This is a genomic window from Streptomyces sp. NPDC017943 (genome assembly GCF_044328425.1).
GTDB lineage: Bacteria > Actinomycetota > Actinomycetes > Streptomycetales > Streptomycetaceae > Streptomyces > Streptomyces djakartensis_A.
This window is the reverse complement of the sequence record NZ_JBIRHH010000006.1, coordinates 190,028-211,191: the sequence shown is the minus strand read 5'-3', so window position 1 is coordinate 211,191 and position 21,164 is coordinate 190,028. Positions and strand designations below refer to the sequence as shown.

The 21,164-nt window shown below is 71.9% G+C and carries 18 protein-coding genes and 3 tRNA genes; 14 read left to right on the top strand and 7 right to left on the bottom strand.

The annotated features are described in order from the left end of the window. Positions 1-63: 63 nt before the first annotated feature. The 3 genes from ACH4C6_RS21010 to ACH4C6_RS21000 all read left to right on the top strand — a co-directional run bounded on the left by ACH4C6_RS21010 (position 64) and on the right by ACH4C6_RS21000 (position 1,278). On the top strand, positions 64-432 hold the full coding sequence (locus tag ACH4C6_RS21010; protein ID WP_398110104.1) for a hypothetical protein: 369 nt from the start codon (positions 64-66) through the stop codon (positions 430-432). 146 nt (positions 433-578) lie between these two features. Further along, entirely contained in the window at positions 579-1,214 is a 636-nt protein-coding gene (locus ACH4C6_RS21005) for a bifunctional DNA primase/polymerase (RefSeq protein WP_398110103.1), read from the top strand. Further along, positions 1,205-1,278, top strand: a tRNA-Lys gene (locus ACH4C6_RS21000). The genes ACH4C6_RS21005 and ACH4C6_RS21000 overlap by 10 nt, the downstream gene beginning before the upstream one ends. Positions 1,279-1,358: 80 nt before the next feature. Here ACH4C6_RS21000 and ACH4C6_RS20995 read toward each other — a convergent pair. Next, a complete protein-coding gene (locus tag ACH4C6_RS20995) occupies positions 1,359-2,630 on the bottom strand; it encodes a M6 family metalloprotease domain-containing protein (protein WP_398110102.1) in 1,272 nt (423 codons plus the stop codon). A 307-nt stretch (positions 2,631-2,937) separates the two neighbouring features. Here ACH4C6_RS20995 and ACH4C6_RS20990 point away from each other — a divergent pair, with 307 nt between their 5' ends. After that, positions 2,938-4,803: a putative bifunctional diguanylate cyclase/phosphodiesterase gene (locus ACH4C6_RS20990; protein ID WP_398110101.1), complete on the top strand. Its 1,866-nt coding sequence runs from the start codon at positions 2,938-2,940 to the stop codon at positions 4,801-4,803. On the opposite strand, the gene ACH4C6_RS20985 is transcribed toward ACH4C6_RS20990, so the two are convergent. Continuing rightward, entirely contained in the window at positions 4,773-5,870 is a 1,098-nt protein-coding gene (locus ACH4C6_RS20985) for an LLM class flavin-dependent oxidoreductase (protein WP_398110100.1), read from the bottom strand. The genes ACH4C6_RS20990 and ACH4C6_RS20985 overlap by 31 nt on opposite strands. 149 nt (positions 5,871-6,019) lie before the next feature. After that, positions 6,020-6,748 (bottom strand): aspartate/glutamate racemase family protein, encoded by a 729-nt coding sequence (locus tag ACH4C6_RS20980; RefSeq protein ID WP_398110099.1) that lies wholly within the window; start codon positions 6,746-6,748, stop codon positions 6,020-6,022. Between the two features lie 312 nt (positions 6,749-7,060). Here ACH4C6_RS20980 and ACH4C6_RS20975 point away from each other — a divergent pair, with 312 nt between their 5' ends. The 7 genes from ACH4C6_RS20975 to ACH4C6_RS20945 all read left to right on the top strand — a co-directional run bounded on the left by ACH4C6_RS20975 (position 7,061) and on the right by ACH4C6_RS20945 (position 12,308). Next, entirely contained in the window at positions 7,061-8,008 is a 948-nt protein-coding gene (locus ACH4C6_RS20975; RefSeq protein ID WP_398110098.1) for a D-2-hydroxyacid dehydrogenase, read from the top strand. Positions 8,009-8,128: 120 nt separating this feature from the next. Beyond that, the gene (gene ehuB / locus ACH4C6_RS20970; protein WP_398110097.1) at positions 8,129-9,055 is read left to right on the top strand and encodes an ectoine/hydroxyectoine ABC transporter substrate-binding protein EhuB; all 927 of its coding nucleotides are present in this window, start codon (positions 8,129-8,131) and stop codon (positions 9,053-9,055) included. After that, positions 9,052-9,753 (top strand): ectoine/hydroxyectoine ABC transporter permease subunit EhuC, encoded by a 702-nt coding sequence (ehuC, locus tag ACH4C6_RS20965; protein ID WP_398110096.1) that lies wholly within the window; start codon positions 9,052-9,054, stop codon positions 9,751-9,753. The genes ehuB and ehuC overlap by 4 nt, the downstream gene beginning before the upstream one ends. After that, positions 9,750-10,400, top strand: coding sequence for an ectoine/hydroxyectoine ABC transporter permease subunit EhuD (gene ehuD, locus ACH4C6_RS20960; protein ID WP_398110095.1), 651 nt, complete (start codon positions 9,750-9,752; stop codon positions 10,398-10,400). The genes ehuC and ehuD overlap by 4 nt, the downstream gene beginning before the upstream one ends. After that, positions 10,390-11,175, top strand: a complete 786-nt coding sequence (locus ACH4C6_RS20955; protein WP_398110094.1) for an amino acid ABC transporter ATP-binding protein — start codon at positions 10,390-10,392, stop codon at positions 11,173-11,175. The genes ehuD and ACH4C6_RS20955 overlap by 11 nt, the downstream gene beginning before the upstream one ends. Positions 11,176-11,372: 197 nt before the next feature. Beyond that, a complete protein-coding gene (locus tag ACH4C6_RS20950; protein ID WP_398110093.1) occupies positions 11,373-12,179 on the top strand; it encodes an IclR family transcriptional regulator in 807 nt (268 codons plus the stop codon). A 52-nt stretch (positions 12,180-12,231) separates the two neighbouring features. Then, a tRNA-Lys gene (locus tag ACH4C6_RS20945) sits at positions 12,232-12,308 on the top strand. Between the two features lie 45 nt (positions 12,309-12,353). On the opposite strand, the gene ACH4C6_RS20940 is transcribed toward ACH4C6_RS20945, so the two are convergent. From ACH4C6_RS20940 to ACH4C6_RS20925, 4 genes are all read right to left on the bottom strand, one after another. Continuing rightward, positions 12,354-12,851, bottom strand: a complete 498-nt coding sequence (locus ACH4C6_RS20940; protein WP_398110092.1) for a hypothetical protein — start codon at positions 12,849-12,851, stop codon at positions 12,354-12,356. A 108-nt stretch (positions 12,852-12,959) separates the two neighbouring features. After that, on the bottom strand, positions 12,960-13,565 hold the full coding sequence (locus ACH4C6_RS20935; protein ID WP_398110091.1) for a lytic polysaccharide monooxygenase: 606 nt from the start codon (positions 13,563-13,565) through the stop codon (positions 12,960-12,962). Positions 13,566-13,666: 101 nt separating this feature from the next. Beyond that, positions 13,667-14,788: an SPFH domain-containing protein gene (locus ACH4C6_RS20930; protein WP_398110090.1), complete on the bottom strand. Its 1,122-nt coding sequence runs from the start codon at positions 14,786-14,788 to the stop codon at positions 13,667-13,669. A gap of 136 nt (positions 14,789-14,924) precedes the next feature. Then, positions 14,925-16,241, bottom strand: coding sequence for a peptidoglycan-binding protein (locus ACH4C6_RS20925; protein ID WP_398110089.1), 1,317 nt, complete (start codon positions 16,239-16,241; stop codon positions 14,925-14,927). 198 nt (positions 16,242-16,439) lie between these two features. Between ACH4C6_RS20925 and ACH4C6_RS20920 the strand changes: the two genes are divergently transcribed. From ACH4C6_RS20920 to ACH4C6_RS20910, 3 genes are all read left to right on the top strand, one after another. Then, positions 16,440-16,513: transfer RNA gene (locus tag ACH4C6_RS20920), tRNA-Lys, on the top strand. 623 nt (positions 16,514-17,136) lie between these two features. Continuing rightward, on the top strand, positions 17,137-19,137 hold the full coding sequence (locus ACH4C6_RS20915; RefSeq protein WP_398110088.1) for a glycosyltransferase family 2 protein: 2,001 nt from the start codon (positions 17,137-17,139) through the stop codon (positions 19,135-19,137). Further along, positions 19,134-21,074, top strand: a complete 1,941-nt coding sequence (locus ACH4C6_RS20910; protein ID WP_398110087.1) for a galactose oxidase-like domain-containing protein — start codon at positions 19,134-19,136, stop codon at positions 21,072-21,074. The genes ACH4C6_RS20915 and ACH4C6_RS20910 overlap by 4 nt, the downstream gene beginning before the upstream one ends. Positions 21,075-21,164: the final 90 nt, after the last annotated feature.

Sequence of the window (21,164 nt, the reverse complement as noted above, 5' to 3'; positions counted from 1 at the left end):
CGACAATGGACGGTGGCCCGATCCGCCGGGCGGGCCGTGCGCGCTGTACGAGGAGGAGAAGACATGGCGGAGCCCACGCCGCGTCGGAACGAGCCGCGGCTACGCCCCGCGCCCCTGCTGTTCGAGCCCGCGGAGGCGGCCTCCGATCCCGAGCACTTCTTCGACCTCGAGTCGATCGACGACCCCCGGGCGCTGCTGGCCCGGGCGACGGAGCTGACGCTGGCGTTCCGGGCCGCGGCGGACCGGGCGCTGGAGTTCCAGGCGATGGCGGCGGCGCAGCTGGCCGATCCGCGGCGGTTCGACCGGCTGACCACCGCGGACATCGCCGACCGGGCGGAGTGGACCGAGGACTACGCCAAGAAGATGGTGGAGTTCGGGCGGGACCTGATGCGCGGCGAGGCCGAGGGCCGCGGTCCCGGCGACCCCGTCTGAGCCCGCCCCCCCGGTCGCGACCCGGCCCGGCCCGACGATCACCTGGCATATGCCAGGCGGGCAAGATACTCCCCCTCACCCCCGGCTGTCCCGATTTCCCGCAACCCTGGGGAACCGCCCGCTCACGGCCGGTAGACCTGTGTGCCATGAGCAGCACATGGAACGCCTCCGAAGTCACCCCGGACGGAGCCGCCTGGCTCGCCTCGGCAGGAACGTATCCGCGGAGCACGCTCGCCCTGTGGGACGAGCGGCCGGGCGCACCGGTCGTCCTGCCCTGCGGCTCGGTCTTCGACGTGGTCAGCGCGCCCGCGATCTTCGGGCGCCGGATGCTGGACCGGCTGTGGGGCGACGGCCCCGGCTCGGGACCCGTCGCCGAGTTCCGCGGCCGCATGCTGCTGTTCGCCGCCCCCGGCACGGCCCAGCGGCTGCCGGCGCTGCTGGAGTGGGAGGAGTGGGGCGCGCACGGCCGCGACGGCGGGGACAGGGGCCGTACGGACGCGGTGCCGCCGCTGCTGTGCCACGGCACGGGCGACGCGGTGACCGTCCCGGCCGCGGCGTACAGCGGCCCCACGGCCCTCCCGGCCGGAGCCGGCGACGGCCCCGCCGCCGCCCGGTCCTGCTCGCGCTGGCTCGTCGCCCCCGACACCCGTCAGCCCTGGCTCCCCGGGCCCGAGGTGCTGCTGTGGGCGGCCGTGCGGGCGGCCCGCTCGGCCGTGCGGATTTCGATTTTTCCTCCCGCCGACCAGGATGCTAAGGTCTACGACGTCAGCAGGCGCCGCTAGCTCAGTTGGTTAGAGCAGCTGACTCTTAATCAGCGGGTCCGGGGTTCGAGTCCCTGGCGGCGCACAGACGGTGAAAGGCCCCTCGCAGCAGCGAGGGGCCTTTCGCGTGCGGGCGTGACGGGTCGCGACGCCGCGGCGCCTCGGTCAGTGGCCCACCCTGATCTTCACGGTCCAGGCACCCGAGGCCGTGCGCCCCTCCACCCGGACCTCCACCCGCACCCCCTCCCCCGGCACGGTGAAGCTCTCGCCGAGGGCGATCGGCGCGTCCGCCAGCGGCGGGTAGACGGAGTTCTCCCAGCACGCCTCGGTACGCGGATGGGCGTCGATCACCTCGATGGGGCCGCCCCCCGACTGCGCCCCGCCCCGCACCCGGTACACCAGCACCCCCGCCCGGCAGGCCTCGGCGTCGTTGCCGACCGGCCCCCGCGCCTCCAGGGCGAGCACGCTGTCGGGCCCGGTGCGCACCACGGCGAGCTTGGTGCCGCGACCGAGCCCGAAGGCCTGGGCCCCGGCGGCACCGGCAGGGGCCGGACCGGCACCCGCCGTCAGCGGCTCCAGGGTCAGCCGGGCCGGACCGGCGTCCTGCACGCAGCGCACCTGGCTCGGGTCGAGCCAGCCCAGTTTCCACTTGTGCCAGGCGAACAGGTCCGGGGCGAGCCCGAACTGGCTGCCCATCAGGTCCCAGTCGCCGACATGCGTGTCCCAGTCGCCCTTGCCGTCGGCGGGACGGTGGTACAGGTCGGGCAGGTCGAACACGTGCCCGGTCTCATGGGCGAGGACGAGCCGGTCCGGCGGGTGCTGCTCGAACACCGTGACGACCCGGCGCAGATCGGTGCCGTCGGCCCGCAGCGGGCTCGTCAGGTTCACCACCTTGGTGGCGTCCGAGTCCACGCCGGGCGCGTCCGGGTCGGCGACGAAGTACACGACGTCGTAGCGGGAGAAGTCGACCTGCGGATCGGCCACGGACAGGGCGTCGCGCAGGTACGCGGCCCGCCGGCCGGGGTCCCAGTCGCGCTGTATGTCGTAGGCCGTGGACGGTTGCGGCATCCGGATCCAGTGGCGGAGCGGATGCGGGCGCAGGGTGAAGCGGCCGTAGGAGGCGCGTTCGAAGAAGCGGGTGGTCGCCGGGAAGTGGTCGGCGGTCAGCTCCTGCGGGGTGGTCAGCGGGTGGGAGTCGGGGAAGGACAGGAACACCATCACCGCGTTCAGCGACCGGTCCGGCCGCGGATAGGCGGCGTTCCAGGTGTCCAGGCCCTCCGAGTGGTGGGCGTCGGTACGCGTCAGGGCGCAGGGCGCGGCCGAACCGTCTCCGGCGGAGGAGGGGCCGGCACCGAGGGAGGTGGCGGCGAGCGCGGACATGGTGGTGAACACGGCCGCGGTGCTGCGCCATCGGGCGCGCGGGAACTGACGCGGCACAGGTACCTCCGGGTACGGTTCGCGGGACACCGCATCCAGACTGTGATGATTTGTCGTACTGCGCCCTGTTTGCCTGCACCGGTCGGGTGAAGAGGCCGAAGAAATGCGAACGATGACGCCCCCGAAGCACTCACGGAACGTCACAACTGGTCGGGGGCCTGAAGAAGCCGTCCAAGGCCGAGCAGAAACGATCTGGCAGCAGCGTGGAGCGGACCGGAACGCCGGACACCGGCTGGAAGGCCCTGGGGCCAGCCTCTATGATCGGCACACTTTCCTGACCTTTCCTGCACGGACAGAGATCGAATACATGCGGGAGCGAGCGGTGAGCGGAACCTCAGAAGGACCGGCGCCCGCGGCAGACCTCGACCGGCCGGTCGTCACAGAGAGTGAGATCGACACGTCTCCCCGTACCGAGACCCCGTCACGGCAGCCCTACCGCTCCGTCTTCACGGCCGCCCCGCTCGCCATGGCCGTCGTGGACCGCGAGGGCGCCGTCGTCAGCGCCAACGACGCGCTCGCCGCGCTGCTCGGCAGCGGGCCGGACGAACTCGCCGGATCGGCCGCCGCCGACCTGGTCGACCTCACCTCCGACGCGCGCACCTGGCACGCCTACCGCGAGGTGCTGCGCGGCCGGCAGTCCCGGCTGCGCTGCACCCGCCGCCTGAAGCACCCCGACGGGCACTCGCTGTGGGTGCAGGTGACGGTCGCCCCCCTGCCGGCCGAGGACCAGGGCGTCCTGCTGTCGGTCGCCGACATCAGCGCCCGCCGCGAACTCCAGGCCCGGCTGCGCCACTTGCAGATGCACGACCCGGTGACCCGGCTGCCCAACCGCACACTGTTCTTCGAACGGCTGTCCGCCGCACTGGAAGCCGAGTCGTACGAGCAGAGCGGCACCGGCCGGATCGGGCTGTGCTACCTGGACCTGGACGGCTTCAAGGCCATCAACGACACCCTCGGCCACCGCGTGGGCGACCGGCTGCTGGCCGCCGTCGCCGAGCGCCTGATGCGCTGCGCGGACGAGGCCGGGCACTCCCGGACCACCGTCCCGCTGGTCGCCCGGCTCGGCGGGGACGAGTTCGCCCTCCTCGTGGAGGACTCCACCGGCACCGAACAGCTGGCCGAGCTGGCCGAGTCGGCGCTGCGCGCGGTCCAGGACCCGTTCGACCTCTCCGGGCAGCGGCTGTCGGTCTCGGCGTCGATCGGGGTGGTCGAACGGCATGCGGCCGGGACGACCCCGACGGCCCTGATGCAGGCGGCCGACACGACGCTGTACTGGGCGAAGGCCGACGGCAAGGCCCGCTGGACCCTGTTCGACCCGGAGCGCAACGCGCACCGCATGACCCGGCAGGCCCTCGCCTCCACGCTCCGCCCGGCCATCGACCGGGGCGAGTTCCGGCTGGAGTACCAGCCGCTGGTGGGCATGGAGGACGACCGGCTGCACGGCGTCGAGGCGCTCATCCGCTGGAATCATCCTCAGTTCGGCGTACTGACGCCGAATCGGTTCATCGGACTGGCCGAGGAGGACGGCTCCATCGTCCCGCTGGGCCGCTGGGTGCTGCGCACGGCCTGCGAGCAGGCCCGCCGCTGGCAGCTGGACCACCCCGGCGAGCCGCCGATCTTCGTCAGCGTGAACGTGGCGGTGCGCCAGATCTGGGACTCCGACCTGGTGGCGGACGTGGCGGAGGTCCTGGCCGGGACGGAACTCGAACCGCGCCTGTTGCAGCTGGAACTCACCGAGTCGGCCGTGATGGGTTCGGCGGGCCGCCCGTTGCAGACGCTGAAGGCCCTCAGCGACATGGGCGTGCGCATCGCCATCGACGACTTCGGCACCGGCTACTCCAACCTCGCCTACCTGAGCCGGCTGCCCGTGTCGGCGCTGAAGCTGGACGGCTCGTTCGTGCGGGGCTTCCAGTACGACGACCGGGAGGCCGCCGCGCGGGCCAACCCGGCCGACCAGGTGGTCGTCGAGGCGATGATCCAGCTCGCGCACCGGCTCGGGCTGACCGTCACGGCCGAGTGCGTGGAGACCTCCGCGCAGGCCACCCGGCTGCGCAGCATCGGCTGCGACACCGGGCAGGGCTGGCTCTACTCCCGGCCGGTGCCGCCGGACCGCATCTCCGAGCTGCTGGGCACGCCGGGCGTTCAGGCCGAGGCGGGCGTCGGCAATCCGTAGGCGTCGGCGATCAGCTCGTAGGAGCGGACGCGGACGTCCGCGCCGTGCGCGTTGGCCGTGATCATCAGTTCGTCGGCGCCGGTGCGCTTGGCCAGGTCGTCCAGGCCGGAGCGGACCTCGTCCGGGGTGCCGTGGACGACGTTGGCGTTCCAGGAGTCGACGAACTCGCGCTCCATGGGGCTGAACGGGTACGCCTCCGCCTCCTCGGGGGTGGGCACCAGGCCGGGACGGCCGGTGCGCAGCCGGACCATGTTGAGGGCGGCGGCCAGCACCTGGCGGCGGGCCTCCCGCTCGTCGTCCGTGGCGAGCGCGGAGACGCCGATGAGGGCGTACGGCCGGTCGAGCACGGCGGACGGCCGGAAGGACTCGCGGTACAGGTCGAGCGCGGGGACGGTGTTCTGCGCCGAGAAGTGGTGCGCGAAGGCGAAGGGCAGCCCGAGGACGCCGGCCAGCCGGGCGCTGAAGCCGGAGGAGCCGAGCAGCCAGATCGGCGGGCGGTGCGGGGACTGGACACCGCCGGGGGACGTGGCCTGCACGGGGCCCGGCACGGCGTGGATGCGGCGGTAGGGGTGCCCGTCGGGGAAGTCGTCGTCGAGGAAGCGGATCAGCTCGGCGAGCTGCTCCGGGAAGTCGTCGGCGCCCTCGTTCAGCCGCTCGGTGCGGCGCAGGGCGGCGGCGGTGGCGCCGTCCGTGCCCGGGGCGCGGCCGAGACCGAGGTCGACGCGGCCGGGGGCCATGGCCTCCAGCGTCCCGAACTGCTCGGCGATCACGAGCGGGGCGTGGTTGGGCAGCATCACTCCTCCCGAGCCGAGGCGGATGCGGTCGGTGTGGGCGGCGAGGTGGGCCAGGATCACGGCCGGGGAAGAGGAGGCCACACCCGGCATGGAGTGGTGCTCCGCGACCCAGTACCGGTGGAAACCGCGGCGCTCGGCGAGGCGGGCCAGCTCGACGCTGGTGCGCAGCGCGTCGGAGGCGGTCCGGCCGGCCCCCACGGTGACCAGGTCCAGTACGGAGAGGGGGACGGGGGCGCTGCCCTGCGCTGCGCCGCGAATCTCGTCTGCCGCCACGGTGGGGTGCCTCCTGCTGTGGGCCGTGTGCTGTCGTTCCGGCTGTAACAGGGGACTGTCTCCGTTTGTTCCCGGACCACGGGGACCCGGCCGGCCGGGCGCCGCGGACAGCGCCCCGGCGTCAGCCCTGGACGATCAGACCTGGACGATCAGACCTGGACGATCGGTTCGCGGGTGAAGAGGGCTCCCAGCTCGGGGGCGTTCACGCGGCGGTCCGCCAGGCGCAGGGCCTCCCAGACCGTGACCTGGTTGGCGGTGAGGACCGGCTTGCCGAGTTCCTTCTCCAGGGCCGGGATGTGGGCGGCGGTGCGCAGGTCCGTGCCGGGCAGCAGGAGTGCCTCCGCGTCGGGGTGGTCGGACGCGCGGGCGAGGGCGAGGAGTTCGGCCTCGCCCCAGCCGCCCGCGGCGGCCGCGGTGCCGCCGGAGGCGTGCACCGAGACGACGTCGACACCGTCCGAGCGCAGGAACTGCGCGAAGAGCTGCGCCACGTCCTCCGGGTAGGCCGCACCGACCGCGACCCGCCGCACCCGCAGTTCCCGCACCGCGTGCACGAAGCCGAAGGACGTCGAGGAGGCGGGCATGCCGGCTGCCTGGGCCAGCGTGCGGACCTGGTCCTGCGCGCCGTCCCAGCCGCGCACGAAACCGCCGCTCGTGGACGCCCAGACCACGGCGTCCGCGCCCGCGTGCCGCAGCTCCTGCACCTCGGCCGCCAGGCGCCCGGCCGCGTCGCCCGCCGCCGTCGTGTCGATCCGGTGCCTCTCCTCACCGAGGTCGGTGTGCACCAGGTCCACCCGGATGTCGCTGCCCAGCAGCTGCTCGATGCGCGGATAGTCGTCGTCGGCGGAGTGGCCCGGGTAGAGGAATCCCAGCGCTGTCATGTCCAGCCTTCCTGCTGCTCTGCTTTCCGTACTCGGGGACCGGGTACCCAGTCGACGCAGCGCCGCCCGTCTCCGTCACCGGGTTGGCCGAGTTCGCGGGGTCGTGCGGCTGGGCGCGGCCCCCGCCGGGGCACCGGTCTCACGGGGGGGGGGCGACGGGCGGGCGACGGTGTGTGTTGACGGCCGCGGGCCAAGGGTGCCAGCGTGGTCGGTCCGCCCGGGTTCCCGCCCGGCCGGCTCCGGGCCCCTTGCCGTCCCCGCCCGGCGTCCGCGCCGGCCGGATCCGCCGAACGGCTGGAGGAACGGCTGCTCATGCCCACCCCCACCCTGCTCGTCCTGGACGCCGAGCCGCTCCCCCGTCTGGGCCGGCTCACCGGACGCGCTCGCGTCGAGCACACCGACGCGGCCGGACTCGCCCGGCGTCTTCCGCACGCGGACGTCCTGCTGGTGTGGGACTTCACCTCGCGGGCCGTGGCGGACGCCTGGCCGGGCGAGGGCCCGCGCCCGCGCTGGGTGCACACCGCGAGTGCCGGTGTGGACCATCTGATGTGCCCCGGACTCACCGCCTCCGACACGGTGGTGACCAACGCGCGGGGGGTCTTCGACCAGCCGGTCGCCGAGTACGTCGCCGCGCTGGTGCTGGCCATGGCCAAGGATCTGCCCCGGACGCTGGACCTCCAGCGCGAGCGGACCTGGCGGCACCGGGAGTCCCGGAAGGTGGCGGGCAGCCGGGCGGTGGTGGTCGGGTCCGGTCCCGTCGGCCGGGCCGTGGCCCGCACGCTGAAGGCCCTGGGGGTCACGACGGCACTGGTCGGACGGACCGCGCGCGCCCGGGTGCACGGCCCGGAGGACCTGGACCGGTTGCTGTCGCGCGCCGACTGGGTGATCGCGGCGGCACCCCTCACGGAGCGGACGCGCGGCATGTTCGACGCGCGCCGCTTCGGCGTGATGCAGCCCTCCGCCCGGTTCGTCAACGTCGGCCGCGGCCCGCTGGTCGTGGAGGAGGCCCTCGCCGAGGCCCTGGAGAAGCGCTGGATCGCCGGGGCCGCCCTGGACGTCTTCGAGGCCGAACCGCTGCCCGGGGACAGCCCGTTGTGGCGGGTGCCGGGCCTGATCGTGTCCCCGCACATGAGCGGCGACACCGAGGGCCGGCGGGACGAACTCGCGGCGCAGTTCGTGGAGTTCTTCGAACGGTGGGCGGCCGGTGAGCCGCTGAGGAACGTGGTGGACAAGAGCCGCGGATACGTTCCCGGGCCGTGACGTGCCGGGGAGGGCGGACGTCCCCGCGGGCACCGGACCCGGCCGGCCGGTCCGTACGGCAGGCGTGCGGGGCTTGAAAAGACCTGCATAACCCGGAGGCGTTCGGGTAGCCGCGCGCCCATGGCTCCACCACACAGAAGCCCGAGAAGTCCGGAACACATACCGAGGCCCGGTCCGAGACCCACACGCCGGTCGCTGCTCGCGGGGGTGGCGGCGCTCGGCGCGCTGGGCGCCACCGGATGCAGCCGGGTGGCCACCGCCTCGGACGTCGAAGGCGGTGACCTCCTCGACCGGCTCCGCGCGGCGGGCGTCGTCCGCCTGGGGATCGCCGGCGAGATCCCGTTCGGCTACATCGACAGGAACGGCGAACTGACCGGCGAGGCACCGGAACTCGCCGCAGTGATCTTCAAGCGGCTCGGCGTCGACCGGGTGCAACCGGTGCCGACCGAGTTCGGCTCACTTATCCCCGGCCTGAACTCCCAGCAGTTCGACGTCGTCGCCGCCGGGATGTACGTCAACCCCGAGCGCTGCGAGCAGGTCGTCTTCTCCGACCCCGACTACCAGATGCTCGACGCGTTCATCGTGCGCAAGGGCAACCCCAAGGGGCTGCGCAGCTACGAGGACGTCGTCGAGAAGAAGGCCGCGTTCGCCACCGGGACCGGCTACGCGGAGATCCAGTACGCCGTCGAGGCGGGGTACGAGGAGAGCGACATCCTCATCGTCCCGGACCAGGTCGCGGGGCTCAACGCCGTCGAGGCCGGACGCGTGGACGTGTTCGCCGGGACGGCGCTGACCGTGCGCGAGGTCGTGAAGAAGTCCGCCAAGGCGGAGGCGACCGAGCCGTTCAAGCCCCTGGTGGGCGGCAAACCCCACGTCGACGGGGGCGCGTTCGCCTTCCGGCCGACCGAGACGAACCTGCGCGACGCCTTCAACGTGGAGCTGCGCAAGCTCAAGAAGAGCGGCGAGCTGTTCCGCATCCTCAAGCCCTTCGGTTTCACCGAGGCCGAGATGACGGACCTGACCGCGAAGGAGCTGTGCGGCGGATGACCTCGGGACTGTGGGAACTGGTACTCAAGGGCGTCTGGGTCACGATCCAGCTGCTCGTCCTCGGCACACTGCTGGCCACGGCGGTCTCCTTCGTCGTCGGCATCGCCCGCACGCACCGGCTGTGGATCGTCCGCTTCCTCGCGGGCTTCTACACCGAGGTGTTCCGCGGCACCTCCGCCCTGATCATGATCTTCTGGGTGTTCTTCGTGCTGCCGATCACCTTCGGCTGGCAGCTCGTGCCCCTGTGGGCGGCCACGCTGGCACTCGGCCTGACCTACGGGGCGTACGGCTCCGAGATCGTGCGCGGCGCGCTGAACGCGGTCGACCCGGCGCAGAGGGAGGGCGGGATCGCGCTCAGCTTCACGCCCTGGCAGCGGATGCGGCTGATCCTGCTGCCGCAGGCCGTGCCGGAGATGATCCCGCCGTTCTCCAACCTGCTCGTCGAACTGCTCAAGGGGACCGCCCTGGTGTCGATCATCGGCATGGGTGACCTGGCGTTCAGCGGCAATCTGGTGCGGCTGGCGCTCCAGGAGAGCGCGGGGGTCTACACGTACGTCCTGCTGATCTACTTCGTGATCGCGTTCCTGCTCACGCGGGGCATGCGCGGGCTGGAGCGGAAGCTGAAGGCGGGCGTCGGGAAGGGGCCCGGCGGTGCGACGCGGGCGCCCGAGCCGGTCGTGGTGGAGGCGGTGCGATGAACTGGGACTGGAGCGCGGTCTCCGACTTCATGCCGCATTTCTGGGACGGCCTGCTGGTCACCCTTCAGGCGCTGCTGTTCGGCTCGGTGATCTCCTTCGCGCTGGGCCTGGTGTGGGCGCTGATGATGCGGGTGCCCTCGCGCTGGGTGACCTGGCCGGTCGGGGCGGTCACGGAGTTCGTCCGCAACACCCCGCTGCTGGTGCAGCTGTTCTTCCTCTTCTACGTGCTGCCCGAGTGGGGCGTGGCCTTCTCGGCGCTCACCACGGGTGTCGTCGGCATCGGACTGCACTACTCGACGTACACGATGCAGGTCTACCGCGCCGGCATCGAGGCGGTGCCGGCCGGCCAGTGGGAGGCGGCGACGGCACTGAACCTGCCGCTGCGCCGCACCTGGACGGCCGTGATCCTGCCGCAGGCGATCCGCCGGGTCGTCCCGGCCCTCGGCAACTACGTCATCGCGATGCTCAAGGACACCCCGATCCTGATGGCGATCACGGTGCTGGAGATGCTCGGCGAGGCGCGGCTGTTCGCGCAGGAGAGCTTCCGGTTCACCGAGCCCGTCACGCTGATCGGCGTGGCCTTCATCGTCATTTCCTACCTGGCCAGCCTTGGCCTGCGAGCCCTGGAGCGTCGCCTTGCCCACTGACATCCGCACCGACCCCGAGAAGAACCCCACCGGGAGCACCGGCGAGCTGATCCGGCTGGAGCAGGTCACCAAGCGGTTCGGCGACAACACCGTCCTGGACCACCTGGACTTCTCCGTGGACGCCGGCAAGCACGTCACCCTCATCGGCCCCTCCGGATCGGGCAAGACCACGATCCTGCGGCTGCTGATGACGCTGGCCAAGCCCGACGAGGGCACCATCACCGTGGACGGGCAGCGGCTGTTCCCGGCCTCCGACAAGGAGGTCCGCGAGGTCCGCAAGAAGATCGGGATGGTGTTCCAGCAGTTCAACCTGTTCCCGAACATGACGGTGCTGCGGAACATCACCGAGGCGCCCGTCACCGTCCTCGGCCTGTCCAAGGACGAGGCGGTGGAGCGGGCCAAGGGGCTGCTCGACCTGGTGGGCCTGGCCGACAAGTGCGACGCGCACCCGGGCCGGCTCTCCGGCGGCCAGCAGCAGCGGGTGGCGATCGCCCGGGCCCTGGCGATGCGCCCCCGGGTGCTGCTGCTGGACGAGGTCACCTCCGCGCTCGACCCGGAGCTGGTCGCGGGAGTGCTCGACGTCCTCAGGGACATCGCCCGCTCCACCGACATCACGATGCTCTGTGTGACCCACGAGATGAACTTCGCCCGGGACATCTCCGACCAGGTACTGATGCTCGACTCCGGTCGCATCATCGAGTCGGGCCCGCCGGAGAAGATGTTCAGCGAGCCGGAGAAGGACCGCACCCGGGAGTTCCTCAGCGCAGTCCTCTGACTACACGTGGTGACCAGGCAGAACACGGACCGCCCGGACCGGGGCATGCCGCCGGCATGTGCCCGGGTGCCGTTGCCCCAGTTCGGGCGGCCCGGAATCTTGTCAACCCCCGCTCCGCACACGGCGTTTGCCCGCTAGCCTGGAACAGGTCGACCGACCGGATCACGGCCCTACAGCAAGCGCAGGGGGAGACCACCGTGGCGCTGAAGCACGAGCCGCCGACCACCCCACACCACTCGGCCCAGGACGCGCTGCGCGTGCTGGAGACCGTGGCGCACCGACCCGGCGGCGTCACCGGCGCCGGCCTCGCCCGGCACACCGGCATCGACCCCGAGCGGCTGACCGCGCTGCTGCGCATGCTGCGCCGCGAGGGCTACGTCGAGCAGATCGCCGACGGCTCGTACGTCACCGGCGAGACCCTGGCCCGCCTCACCTCCGTCCGGCAGCACGAGCAGGCCCTGCGGGACACACTCCAGCAGACCCTCGACCGGCTGCGCGACGCGGTCGGTGCGGCCGTCTACATCAGCAGCTACGTCGACGGCGAGATCAGCGTCACCCAGTACGCCGACAGTCCCGCCCTGCCCAGGGTCCACGAGTGGGTCGACTTCCGCTCCGCGGCCCACGCCACCGCCATCGGCAAGAGCCTGCTCACCCAGCTCGACCACGCCGGGCGCCGCGACCACCTGGCCCGCCACCGGATGGCCCGCCTGACCTCGCGCACCATCACCAGCGACCGGCTGCTGCTGTCCCGGCTGGAGGCCCAGCCGCCGACGGTGCCGGTCCTGGACCTCCAGGAGTACGCGGTCGGCACGGTGTGCGCGGCCGTCCCGATCACGGCCGGATCCTCCGCCGGCTGCCTGGCCCTGTCCCTGCCCGTCGAACAGGCCCACCGCCTGCGCCGGGCGGCCGAGACCCTCAACCGCAGCGCGGCCCCGGTCCTGCTCTCCCTGGCGATCCAGGGCCTGCCGTCGAGGTGGTCCGGAGCACCCCTCCGGGCCGGGTAGTATTTTCTCGTCGCCAGCCGCGGAACACGTTCCGGCGGTCGGCGTGAGTCATGCGCCGCTAGCTCAGTTGGTTAGAGCAGCTGACTCTTAATCAGCGGGTCCGGGGTTCGAGTCCCTGGCGGCGCACCATACGTCGAAGGGCCTCTCGTGGGAGCGAGGGGCCCTTCGACGTGCTCAGGGCAGCTGGGACGTCCCGCTGTCGTCCACACTGAAGACGATGTCGCCGGACGAGCCGAAGGTCTGGCCGTAGGCGGTCACGAAACCGGCGCAGAAGACGACGATCACGCCCAGGAAGACCAGGGCGCCGACGGCGCTCGCGGTCTGCCGCACCCGGCTCGGCGGCTGGGCGGTGGCCACCACCCGGGGGCCGCCGCTGTAGTACACGGTGACGTAGTCGCCCTCGACGGTCGTGCCGGGGCCGCCGTCCTCCTCGAAGCGGACGACCCGGCCGTCTTGGGCGATGAACTCGTAGACGTGGTGGAGCGTGGTCCGCACGGAGGTGTCCCCGTGCCCGCCGCTCACCGTGGTGTACGCCCGCAGGCAGCGCCCCTCGGCCGTCAGCCCGCTGTTCCAGGCGCCGCGGATCTGCAGCCAGCGCCGTACGACGCGGTAGGCCATGAAGAGCGCCAGAGCCATGATCACACCGGGCACGACGTAGATGACCACGTCCATCGCGCACCCCCGAGGTCGTTGCGCCGGACCCGAGCGGCCGGCGTGGCAGGAACCTACCCACGCCGGCCGCGCCGGTGACTCAAGAGAACCTCAGAGGTGCGCAGGGCGTCAGAAGGTGACGTCCGAGCAGGCGTAGAACGCGTTGGCCGTGTCGGCGACCGTCCACACCGCGACGATCACATGACGGCCGCTCAGCCCCGACGGCAGCCGGCCGCTGTGCGAGAGCGTGGACGGCGGCCGCTGGCCGTTGTACGGCACCGTGAAGAACGGCGTCAGGTTGAGGTCGGACCGGGACAGGTTGTGGTTCTGGTTCCAGCCCGGCTTGGTGATGTAGTACTTGAAGTCGCTCGTGGCGTGCATGGCCGTGAACTGCCAGCGGAACGTGTAGTTCTGACCACCCGTCACCTTCGTGGCGGGCCAGGCCGCACCGGACGGTGTCCTGGGCGCACTGAGCTGACTGAAGTGGCCGACGCCACCGTTGCAGATCTGCCCGTCGGCCGGTCCGGAGGCCGGGAAGCCCTTCGGCCCCTCGACGCTCTGCGGTTCCCACTGGATGGAGCCGCAGTTGGTCACGGTGCCGTTCTGGCAGAGCTTCTGCCTGCTGATGGGGAGGTCGGTGTAGCCGTGGCCGCTGGCCCCGCCGGAGGAGAGCAAGAGAGCTCCGGTCGTGGCCAGTCCCACCGCGAGTGCGGACGCCTTGGTCCTTGTGCGCATGCTGCCGCTCCTGGGAAACGTGGGGGAGGGTTCAGTGAGCCGTGCATGAAGGTCTAGACCAAGGCGAGCGTAGGACCGTTAGTTGAACATGTCCATACCAATCACGGAGCTGATTCCCCGCGGCCCGAGCAGAACGCCACCGTCAGGTCCTTCACCAGCACCTTCCGCTCGTAGTCGTCCAGTTCGACCAGTCCCCGCATGGTCAGTCGGGTCACCGTGTCCTCGACGGAGTCCACGACCGAGGTGAGCACGCTCGCCCGGTGCTGGGCGTCCAGTGCCGCGATCCGGCGGCGGTGCATCGCGGCGGCGACCTCCGGGGCGTACTCCACCCGCAGCGGCTGCACCGCGTACACCTCCAGGCCGACCGGTGCCGCGTCCGCCGCCACCAGGCGCGTCAGCGCCTCCCCCGCCGCACCCCCCGGGCCCCGGGCCCCGCCCGGCATCTCCACGGGCACCCGGGCCAGCGCCGCCTCGACGCACTCGCGCAGGTACGTCTCGTGGTCCTCGACGCCCAGCGTCGCCCGGGCGGTGTCCCGCACCCGCCAGACCACCAGGACCACCACACGCAGGGCGACCCCGCTCGCGTCGGCCGCCGGGACCGGCTCGCTGCGCCAGTGCCGCAGCCGCACGTCCACCCGGCGCCGCAGCAGCAGCGGGTTGACCCACAGCAGCCCGGAGCGGCGCACCGTCCCCCGGTAGCGGCCGAACAGATCCAGCACCCAGGCCCGGCCGGTACGCCCCCGCGCCAGTCCGCCGAATCCGAACAGGCCGAGCGCACCGGCACCCGCGTACGCCGCCCACTGCGCGGGGCCGAGCCCGGCCCCGGAGACGGCCGGCAGACCCAGCGCCTGGACCACCAGGGGCGGCAGTACCCCCGCCCACCAGGAGGTGGCCGCGCACCCCGCCGCCCCGCACAGCCCCGCGAGCACGCCGGCCGCGCCCGGCAGCACCCGCGCGGGCCGCTCCGCGAGGTCCGGGTCGGCCCGCGGCACCGGGCGGACCGGCACGGCCCCCGGCCGGCGCAGGCGCGGCTGCTCCCCCGTGCCGTGCCTGCGGCCCACGACCGCCGGCTTCAGCGCCACCGGCGCCGGGTCCGGGTCGTCGCGGAACAGCAGGTGGACGGGGATCTCGGTGGTGGACTCGTTCTGGATGAGCCGGGCGGGCCGGGCCGGCCCTTCGGCCGGTCGGTCGGGCTCGGACGTGTGGGAAGTGGTCGTACTCATGCGTGCCTCCAGCCTCCGCGCCAGATGCGTCACAACGGTGGTCCCGCCGCCGGGCCCGTTCGACGGGCCCGGCCGGGGGTCGGGGCCGGCGGCCGGAGGCGCGGCCCGGGGGGCCGGGCACCGCCGGCCGCCGGCGTCACGAGAAGAGCCGCCGCCAGGTCTCCGGGCCCGGGTAGCCGTCCGCCGCACCGCCGCGCCAGCCCTGGGTGCGCTGGAACGCCTCGACGGCCCGCCGGTCGGCCTCGGTCCAGCGGGGGCCCGGCCCGACCCTGTAGAACCTGCCGTACCCCTTGCGCACGAGCTGCTGCCCGAGCCGGGTGACGTAGGCGTTGTCGGCGCCGGGCCGGAACAGCGCCCGCCCCGGGTAACCGGGCACGCCGTGGGAGGCGGGCGGCGGCCCCGCCACCCCGCCCGTGACGTCCTTGCCCTTGCCCGTGACCAGCAGCTCCCAGGTGAGCGGGCCGGGCAGCCCGTCGGCGTCCGCGCCCGTCCAGCCCTGCGCCTGCTGGAAGGCCCGGGTCGCCCGCCGGTCTGCGTCGGTCCAGCGGGGTCCGGGGCCGGCGGCGTAGGCGCCCCCGGCCCCCCGGGCGACGAGCAGGCGGCCGAGTCGGGTGACGTACGGGTTGTTCGCGCCGGGGCCGAAATACACCGCCCCCGGATACGGCGTCACGGCCGGGGCGCCCGGGTTCCCGCCGCCCGGCTCGGGCGCGGGCTCCTCGGCGGTGACGCCCTTGTAGCGGTAGGGGACGTACCGGTCGGAGTCGCTCCAGTAGGCGTACGGGGTGGACTGCCGGCGGGTGTGGGGGCGGGTCTGCTCGTAGGCGGTGTAGGTGGTGTGCGCCGCGTCCGTCCAGCCGCCGAAGAGGGTGACGTGGGAGCCGCTGGTCGGGGAGGCCGCATTGTGGAACAGCAGAATGTCGCCCGGCTGGAGTTCCTCTTTCGTGATCCGTTCCGCGTACTGGGCGAGACTTCCGGTCCATTCGTTCCCCGGCAGTTTCCAGGCCATCGAGACATAGCCGGAGCAGTCCTGCCGGTAACCGTCGGACCAGTACGCGCTCATGCTGTACGGCACTTTCGCCGCGACCCAGATCTTGGCCCGGTCGATGATCTCCGCTCGGGTGATGGCGGTGGGCTTCGGCGCGCTGGACTGCGGCGCCGGGCGCCCACCCGGACCGTGCAGCGGGGCCCGCTCCCCCTGCGGCGTGTCGGGCTCCTCACCTGCGGGGAGACCACCCGGGCGGTGCGGTGCGTGCGGGGCGGCGACGGCCGGTACGGCGTGCCCCGCACCGAGGGCGGCGGAGGCCACGGCGGCCAGGGCGAGCGCCCGGTGGGCGGCCGGGTGGGCGGCCCCGCGGCCGGCCCGGGAATGCGGCAGGACCCGCCGCCAGTGCACGCAGCCGGGACAGTCGCAGTCGCTCGCGGGGTCGAATTCCTCGAATACCGGAGACTCCATGCGATTCCCCTCACACTTCCGGCGGAATGTACGGCACCCGTGCACGTGCGGGAGCGCGTCGCCAGTTTCGCAACTGTCTTCCGCACGCGCATGCTGACGGTCCGAATGATGTACGCGGGACCCGCCCGGGGCGTCCCGGGCCGCCCGGGGGTGGTCCGGAGCACCCCCGGGCGTCCTGTAGAGTTTCCGTGTCAGCAGGCGCCGCTAGCTCAGTTGGTTAGAGCAGCTGACTCTTAATCAGCGGGTCCGGGGTTCGAGTCCCTGGCGGCGCACAGACGGTGGAAGGCCCCTCGCGGAAGCGGGGGGCCTTTCGCGTGCCCGGAGTCGTCCCGCACCGCCGACTTCCTTGGCTGAAACCTTTCTCTGCGGAGAACACCCACCCGTCGCCCGCGGGGCCGGATACCCTCTCGCCGTGAACGGGACGCACCCGCCGCCCGTACCTGCTGCCGAGCGCGTACACGGACGCGGCGCGAGCGGGAAGGGCCGGGGGGAGCGCGTCGAGCACATCCGCGCCTTTTTGTCCACACCCGCCCCACAAGGCTCCTGTGCGCACCATAATGAGCGCGTATGACCGGTGAACACCGTGTTGCGCATCTTGCGATCATGAGGGACGCCGTAGAACGCTGGGCCCCTGGTTCATCAGAAAGCTGCGACTTCGTGGCAGTTGGGGGGATCCGTACCGGTTGGGCGGAGCGGCGGGAGTAGGGGCTCCCGGACCGAGACGCGATGCCGTGGGACGCATCTGCAACCGGAAGGTCGCTTTTCCACGTCTATGGGTGGGAATGACGTGGTGATCGCGGCATATCACTGAATACGCCTGTTCCGGTCTAGGGGGACCCGCAGGCGGCACGAAAGCTACGCGACACGCGGCTGTCCGCGTGTGGGGGGAAGACTCATGACGTCGAGGCCCACGGGTGCCCGGCCAGACCACGACCCGTCCCGGACCACCCGGCTGAGGGTGCCGGCTCACCGGATGAGCACCACGGGGACGTTCCGGCGGATCAGGAAGACGCTGCCGCGCTACGACTACGAGCACTACAGCCGGCTCGCAGGTCCCCTCACCCAACCCGATCCGCGCAAGCCGTACCGGGTGCAGTACCGCTCGCTCATCTCCGGAGAACCGCACCGCGTCCGGGTGGCCCTGATGCTGGCCGCGGCGCCCGTGCTCTCCCTGGTGCTGCTGTTCTGGCTGCTCCAGCCCGAGCACTGGACCGAGCGCGACCACCCGGCCTTCGCCTGGCTGCCCGCGCTGGACATGGTCATGCTCGTGTCGATCGGCTTGATCGAGTTCTTCCGCTGCATGAACGTGCTGTCCAACGCGCACGCCACGCTGGTCGCCCGGGACCCGGTCCCGGTGGTGCCCGAGACCGGCACCAGAGTGGCCTTCCTCACCTCCTTCGTGCCCGGCAAGGAGCCGCTGGAGATGGTGACGAAGACCCTGGAGGCGGCCGTGAGGATCCGCCACCGCGGTCTGCTGCACGTCTGGCTGCTCGACGAGGGCGACGACCCCGAGGTGAAGGCGGTCTGTGAGCGCCTGGGCGTGCACCACTTCTCCCGCAAGGGCGTCGCGCAGTGGAACCAGGCCGCCGGCCCGCACCGCGCCAGGACCAAGCACGGCAACTACAACGCCTGGCTGGAGGCGCACGGCGACGACTACGACTTCTTCGCCTCGGTCGACACCGACCACGTGCCGCTGCCCAACTACCTGGAGCGGATGCTCGGCTTCTTCCGCGACCCGGACGTCGGCTTCGTCATCGGCCCGCAGGTCTACGGCAACTACGACAACCCGATCACCAAGGCCGCCGAGTCGCAGCAGTTCCTCTTCCACGCGCTGATCCAGCGCGCGGGCAACCGCTACGGCTCCCCGATGTTCGTCGGTACGTCCAACGCGGTGCGCATCACGGCGCTGAAGCAGATCGGCGGTCTGTACGACTCGATCACCGAGGACATGGCCACCGGCTTCGAGATGCACCGGCACAAGAACCCGGCCACGGGCCGCAAGTGGCGCTCGGTGTACACCCCGGACGTGCTCGCCGTCGGTGAGGGCCCGAGCGCCTGGACGGACTTCTTCACCCAGCAGATGCGCTGGTCGCGGGGGACGTACGAGACGATCCTCAAGCAGTACTGGAAGGGCTGGTACTCGCTGCCGCCGGGCAAGCTCTTCAACTACACCATGATGATCATCTTCTACCCGATGTCGGCCCTGAACTGGATCCTGGCGGCGCTGAGTTGCTGCCTGTTCCTGGGGCTGGGCGCCTCGGGTGTGAACATCGACCCGGCCGTGTGGCTGATGCTCTACGGCAACGCCTCCGCCCTGCAGATCGGCCTGTACGTCTGGAACCGCCGGCACAACGTCTCGCCGCACGAGCCCGAGGGCTCCGGCGGGGTGGCCGGCATGGTGATGTCCGCGCTGTCGGCGCCGCTGTACGCCAAGGCGCTCATCGACTCGGTGCTGCGGCGCAAGAGCAAGTTCGTGGTCACGCCCAAGGGCGACTCGGCGAGCCCGGACCGCTGGTTCGGCACGTTCCGCTACCACTGGTACTTCGTCCTGGTCTTCGGCGGCTCGATCGCGGCCGGCCTCACCCTGGGCCACGCCCACCCGGCCATGATCACCTGGGCGACCTTCGCGCTGCTGATCACGGCCTCACCGGTGTTCGCCTGGCGCTGGCAACTGCGGCAGGACGCCAGGGGGCCCGGCGGCGACGCCGGGGGCGCGGAGCAGGACCCCGAGGCGCCGCACCGCACGCAGCCACCTGCCGCCGCGCGGGCGCAGACGCCGCACACCCCGCGGCACACGCCCGGCTGGGCCGCCGCCCCCGACGCGCAGGGGGAGGCCCAGGGAGCCGGCCAGACCATGCAGATCGCCCTTGGTGGACTTGGGGGACGTAAGGAATGAACGACCGTGCAGGCCGCCGCCGGGCCCGTCGACTCGCCATCGGCACGGCGGTGGTGCTCGCGCTGGCCGGGATGAACGGGCCGTGGCTCTACCGCTTCGGCACCGCGCAATACCACCAGTACACGATCAACAAGCCGGAGTACAAAGCCGCCAACGGCAAGTGGGAGATCGTCGACTTCCCCGAGGAGTACCGGCAGAACACCATCCACGCGGCGCTGCTGCGCACCGGCAAGGTGCTGCTGGTCGCGGGGTCGGGCAACGACCAGGACAACTTCGACGCGAAGAAGTTCGACACCCGGATCTGGGACCCGGTCCGGGGCACCGTCAAGAAGGTCCCGACGCCCGCCGACCTGTTCTGCACCGGCCACACGCAGCTCGCCGACGGCAACCTGCTGATCGCGGGCGGCACCAAGCGCTACGAGAAGCTCAAGGGCGACGTCACCAAGGCCGGCGGCCTGATGATCGTCCACAACGAGAACCCGGACGAGCCGATCACGCTGCCCGCCGGCACGGCGTTCACCGGCAAGGACAACCACCGGACGTTCGTCTCCAAGGACCCGGTGCTCGTCCCGCGCGCGAAGAAGGTCTTCGACAAGGCGACCGGGAGGTTCCTGCGCAACGACCCCGGGCTGGGCCGGATCTACGTCGAGGCGCAGAGGCGCGGCAAGAAGTACGAGACGGGCACGCAGGACAACTACCGGGTGCACGGCCTGAAGGGCGCCGACGCCCGGAACACCTACGGCATCGCGCAGAAACTCGCCCTCGACAAGAAGGACTTCCAGGGCATCCGGGACGCCTACGAGTTCGACCCGGTGGCCGAGAAGTACATCAAGGTCGACCCGATGAAGGAGGCCCGCTGGTACCCGACGCTCACCACCCTGAGCGACGGGAAGGTCCTCAGCGTCTCCGGCCTCGACGACATCGGCCAGCTCGTCCCCGGCAAGAACGAGGTGTTCGACCCGAAGACCGGTAAGTGGGCCTACACCGGCAAGGTCCGGCAGTTCCCGACCTACCCGGCGCTGTTCCTCATGCAGAACGGCAAGGTCTTCTACTCGGGGTCCAACGCGGGCTACGGGCCGGACGACGTGGGCCGTGAGCCGGGCGTGTGGGACGTGGACACCAACGCGTTCTCGAAGATCCCCGGTCTGAGCGACCCCACCCTGATGGAGACGTCCGGCACGGTGCTGCTGCCGCCGGCGCAGGACGAGAAGTACATGGTGGTCGGCGGCGGCGGCGTCGGCGAGTCCGAGAGGTCCAGCGAGAAGACCCGGATCGTCGACCTGAAGAAGCCGGACCCGCGCTTCGTGGACGGCCCCTCCCTGGACAGGGGCACCCGCTACCCGAACGCCTCGATCCTGCCCGACGACAGCGTGCTGATCTCCGGCGGCTCGGAGGACTACCGCGGTCGCGGCGACTCCGACATCTTCGAGGCGCGGCTCTACGACACGGAGAAGAACGAGCTCCGGCGCGTCGCCGACCCGCTGGTCGGCCGCAACTACCACTCGGGGTCGATCCTGCTGCCCGACGGCCGCGTGATGTTCTTCGGCTCCGACTCGCTCTACGGCGACGAGGCCAACACCAAGCCCGGCGAGTTCGAGCAGCGCATCGAGATCTACACACCGCCGTACCTGTACGGCGGTGCGGAGCGACCCGAGCTGTCGGGCGGTCCGCGGACCCTCCAGCGGGGCGGGACGGGGACGTTCACCTCGCGGGACGCGGCGAAGGTCGAGAAGGTCCGGCTGATCCGGCCGAGTGCGGCCACGCACGTCACGGATGTCGACCAGCGGTCGATCGCCCTGGACTTCACGGCCGACGGCGACAAGCTGAAGGTGACCGTGCCGAAGAACCGCAACCTGGTGCAGTCCGGCTGGTACATGCTGTTCGTGACGAACGCCGACGGCACACCGAGCAGGGCCCGGTGGGTGAAGGTGCCGTAGGACCGCGGCCGGTCTCCCGCGCGCCAGGGGCGCCTCCCGTCGGGGGGGGCGCCCCTGGCACGCCGTCGGTGGGCCGGCGGCCCGGGCATC

Excerpts from the sequence above, each read along its gene's own strand:
- ACH4C6_RS20990 (WP_398110101.1), top strand. The coding sequence starts at position 2,938 with ATGCGGGAGCGAGCGGTGAGCGGAACCTCAGAAGGACCGGCGCCCGCG.
- ACH4C6_RS20925 (WP_398110089.1), bottom strand. The coding sequence starts at position 16,241 with ATGGAGTCTCCGGTATTCGAGGAATTCGACCCCGCGAGCGACTGCGAC.
- ehuB (WP_398110097.1), top strand. The coding sequence starts at position 8,129 with ATGGCTCCACCACACAGAAGCCCGAGAAGTCCGGAACACATACCGAGG.
- ACH4C6_RS20980 (WP_398110099.1), bottom strand. The coding sequence starts at position 6,748 with ATGACAGCGCTGGGATTCCTCTACCCGGGCCACTCCGCCGACGACGAC.
- ehuD (WP_398110095.1), top strand. The coding sequence starts at position 9,750 with ATGAACTGGGACTGGAGCGCGGTCTCCGACTTCATGCCGCATTTCTGG.
- ehuC (WP_398110096.1), top strand. The coding sequence starts at position 9,052 with ATGACCTCGGGACTGTGGGAACTGGTACTCAAGGGCGTCTGGGTCACG.
- ACH4C6_RS20935 (WP_398110091.1), bottom strand. The coding sequence starts at position 13,565 with ATGCGCACAAGGACCAAGGCGTCCGCACTCGCGGTGGGACTGGCCACG.
- ACH4C6_RS20930 (WP_398110090.1), bottom strand. The coding sequence starts at position 14,788 with ATGAGTACGACCACTTCCCACACGTCCGAGCCCGACCGACCGGCCGAA.
- ACH4C6_RS20975 (WP_398110098.1), top strand. The coding sequence starts at position 7,061 with ATGCCCACCCCCACCCTGCTCGTCCTGGACGCCGAGCCGCTCCCCCGT.
- ACH4C6_RS21010 (WP_398110104.1), top strand. The coding sequence starts at position 64 with ATGGCGGAGCCCACGCCGCGTCGGAACGAGCCGCGGCTACGCCCCGCG.
- ACH4C6_RS20940 (WP_398110092.1), bottom strand. The coding sequence starts at position 12,851 with ATGGACGTGGTCATCTACGTCGTGCCCGGTGTGATCATGGCTCTGGCG.
- ACH4C6_RS21005 (WP_398110103.1), top strand. The coding sequence starts at position 579 with ATGAGCAGCACATGGAACGCCTCCGAAGTCACCCCGGACGGAGCCGCC.
- ACH4C6_RS20915 (WP_398110088.1), top strand. The coding sequence starts at position 17,137 with ATGACGTCGAGGCCCACGGGTGCCCGGCCAGACCACGACCCGTCCCGG.
- ACH4C6_RS20910 (WP_398110087.1), top strand. The coding sequence starts at position 19,134 with ATGAACGACCGTGCAGGCCGCCGCCGGGCCCGTCGACTCGCCATCGGC.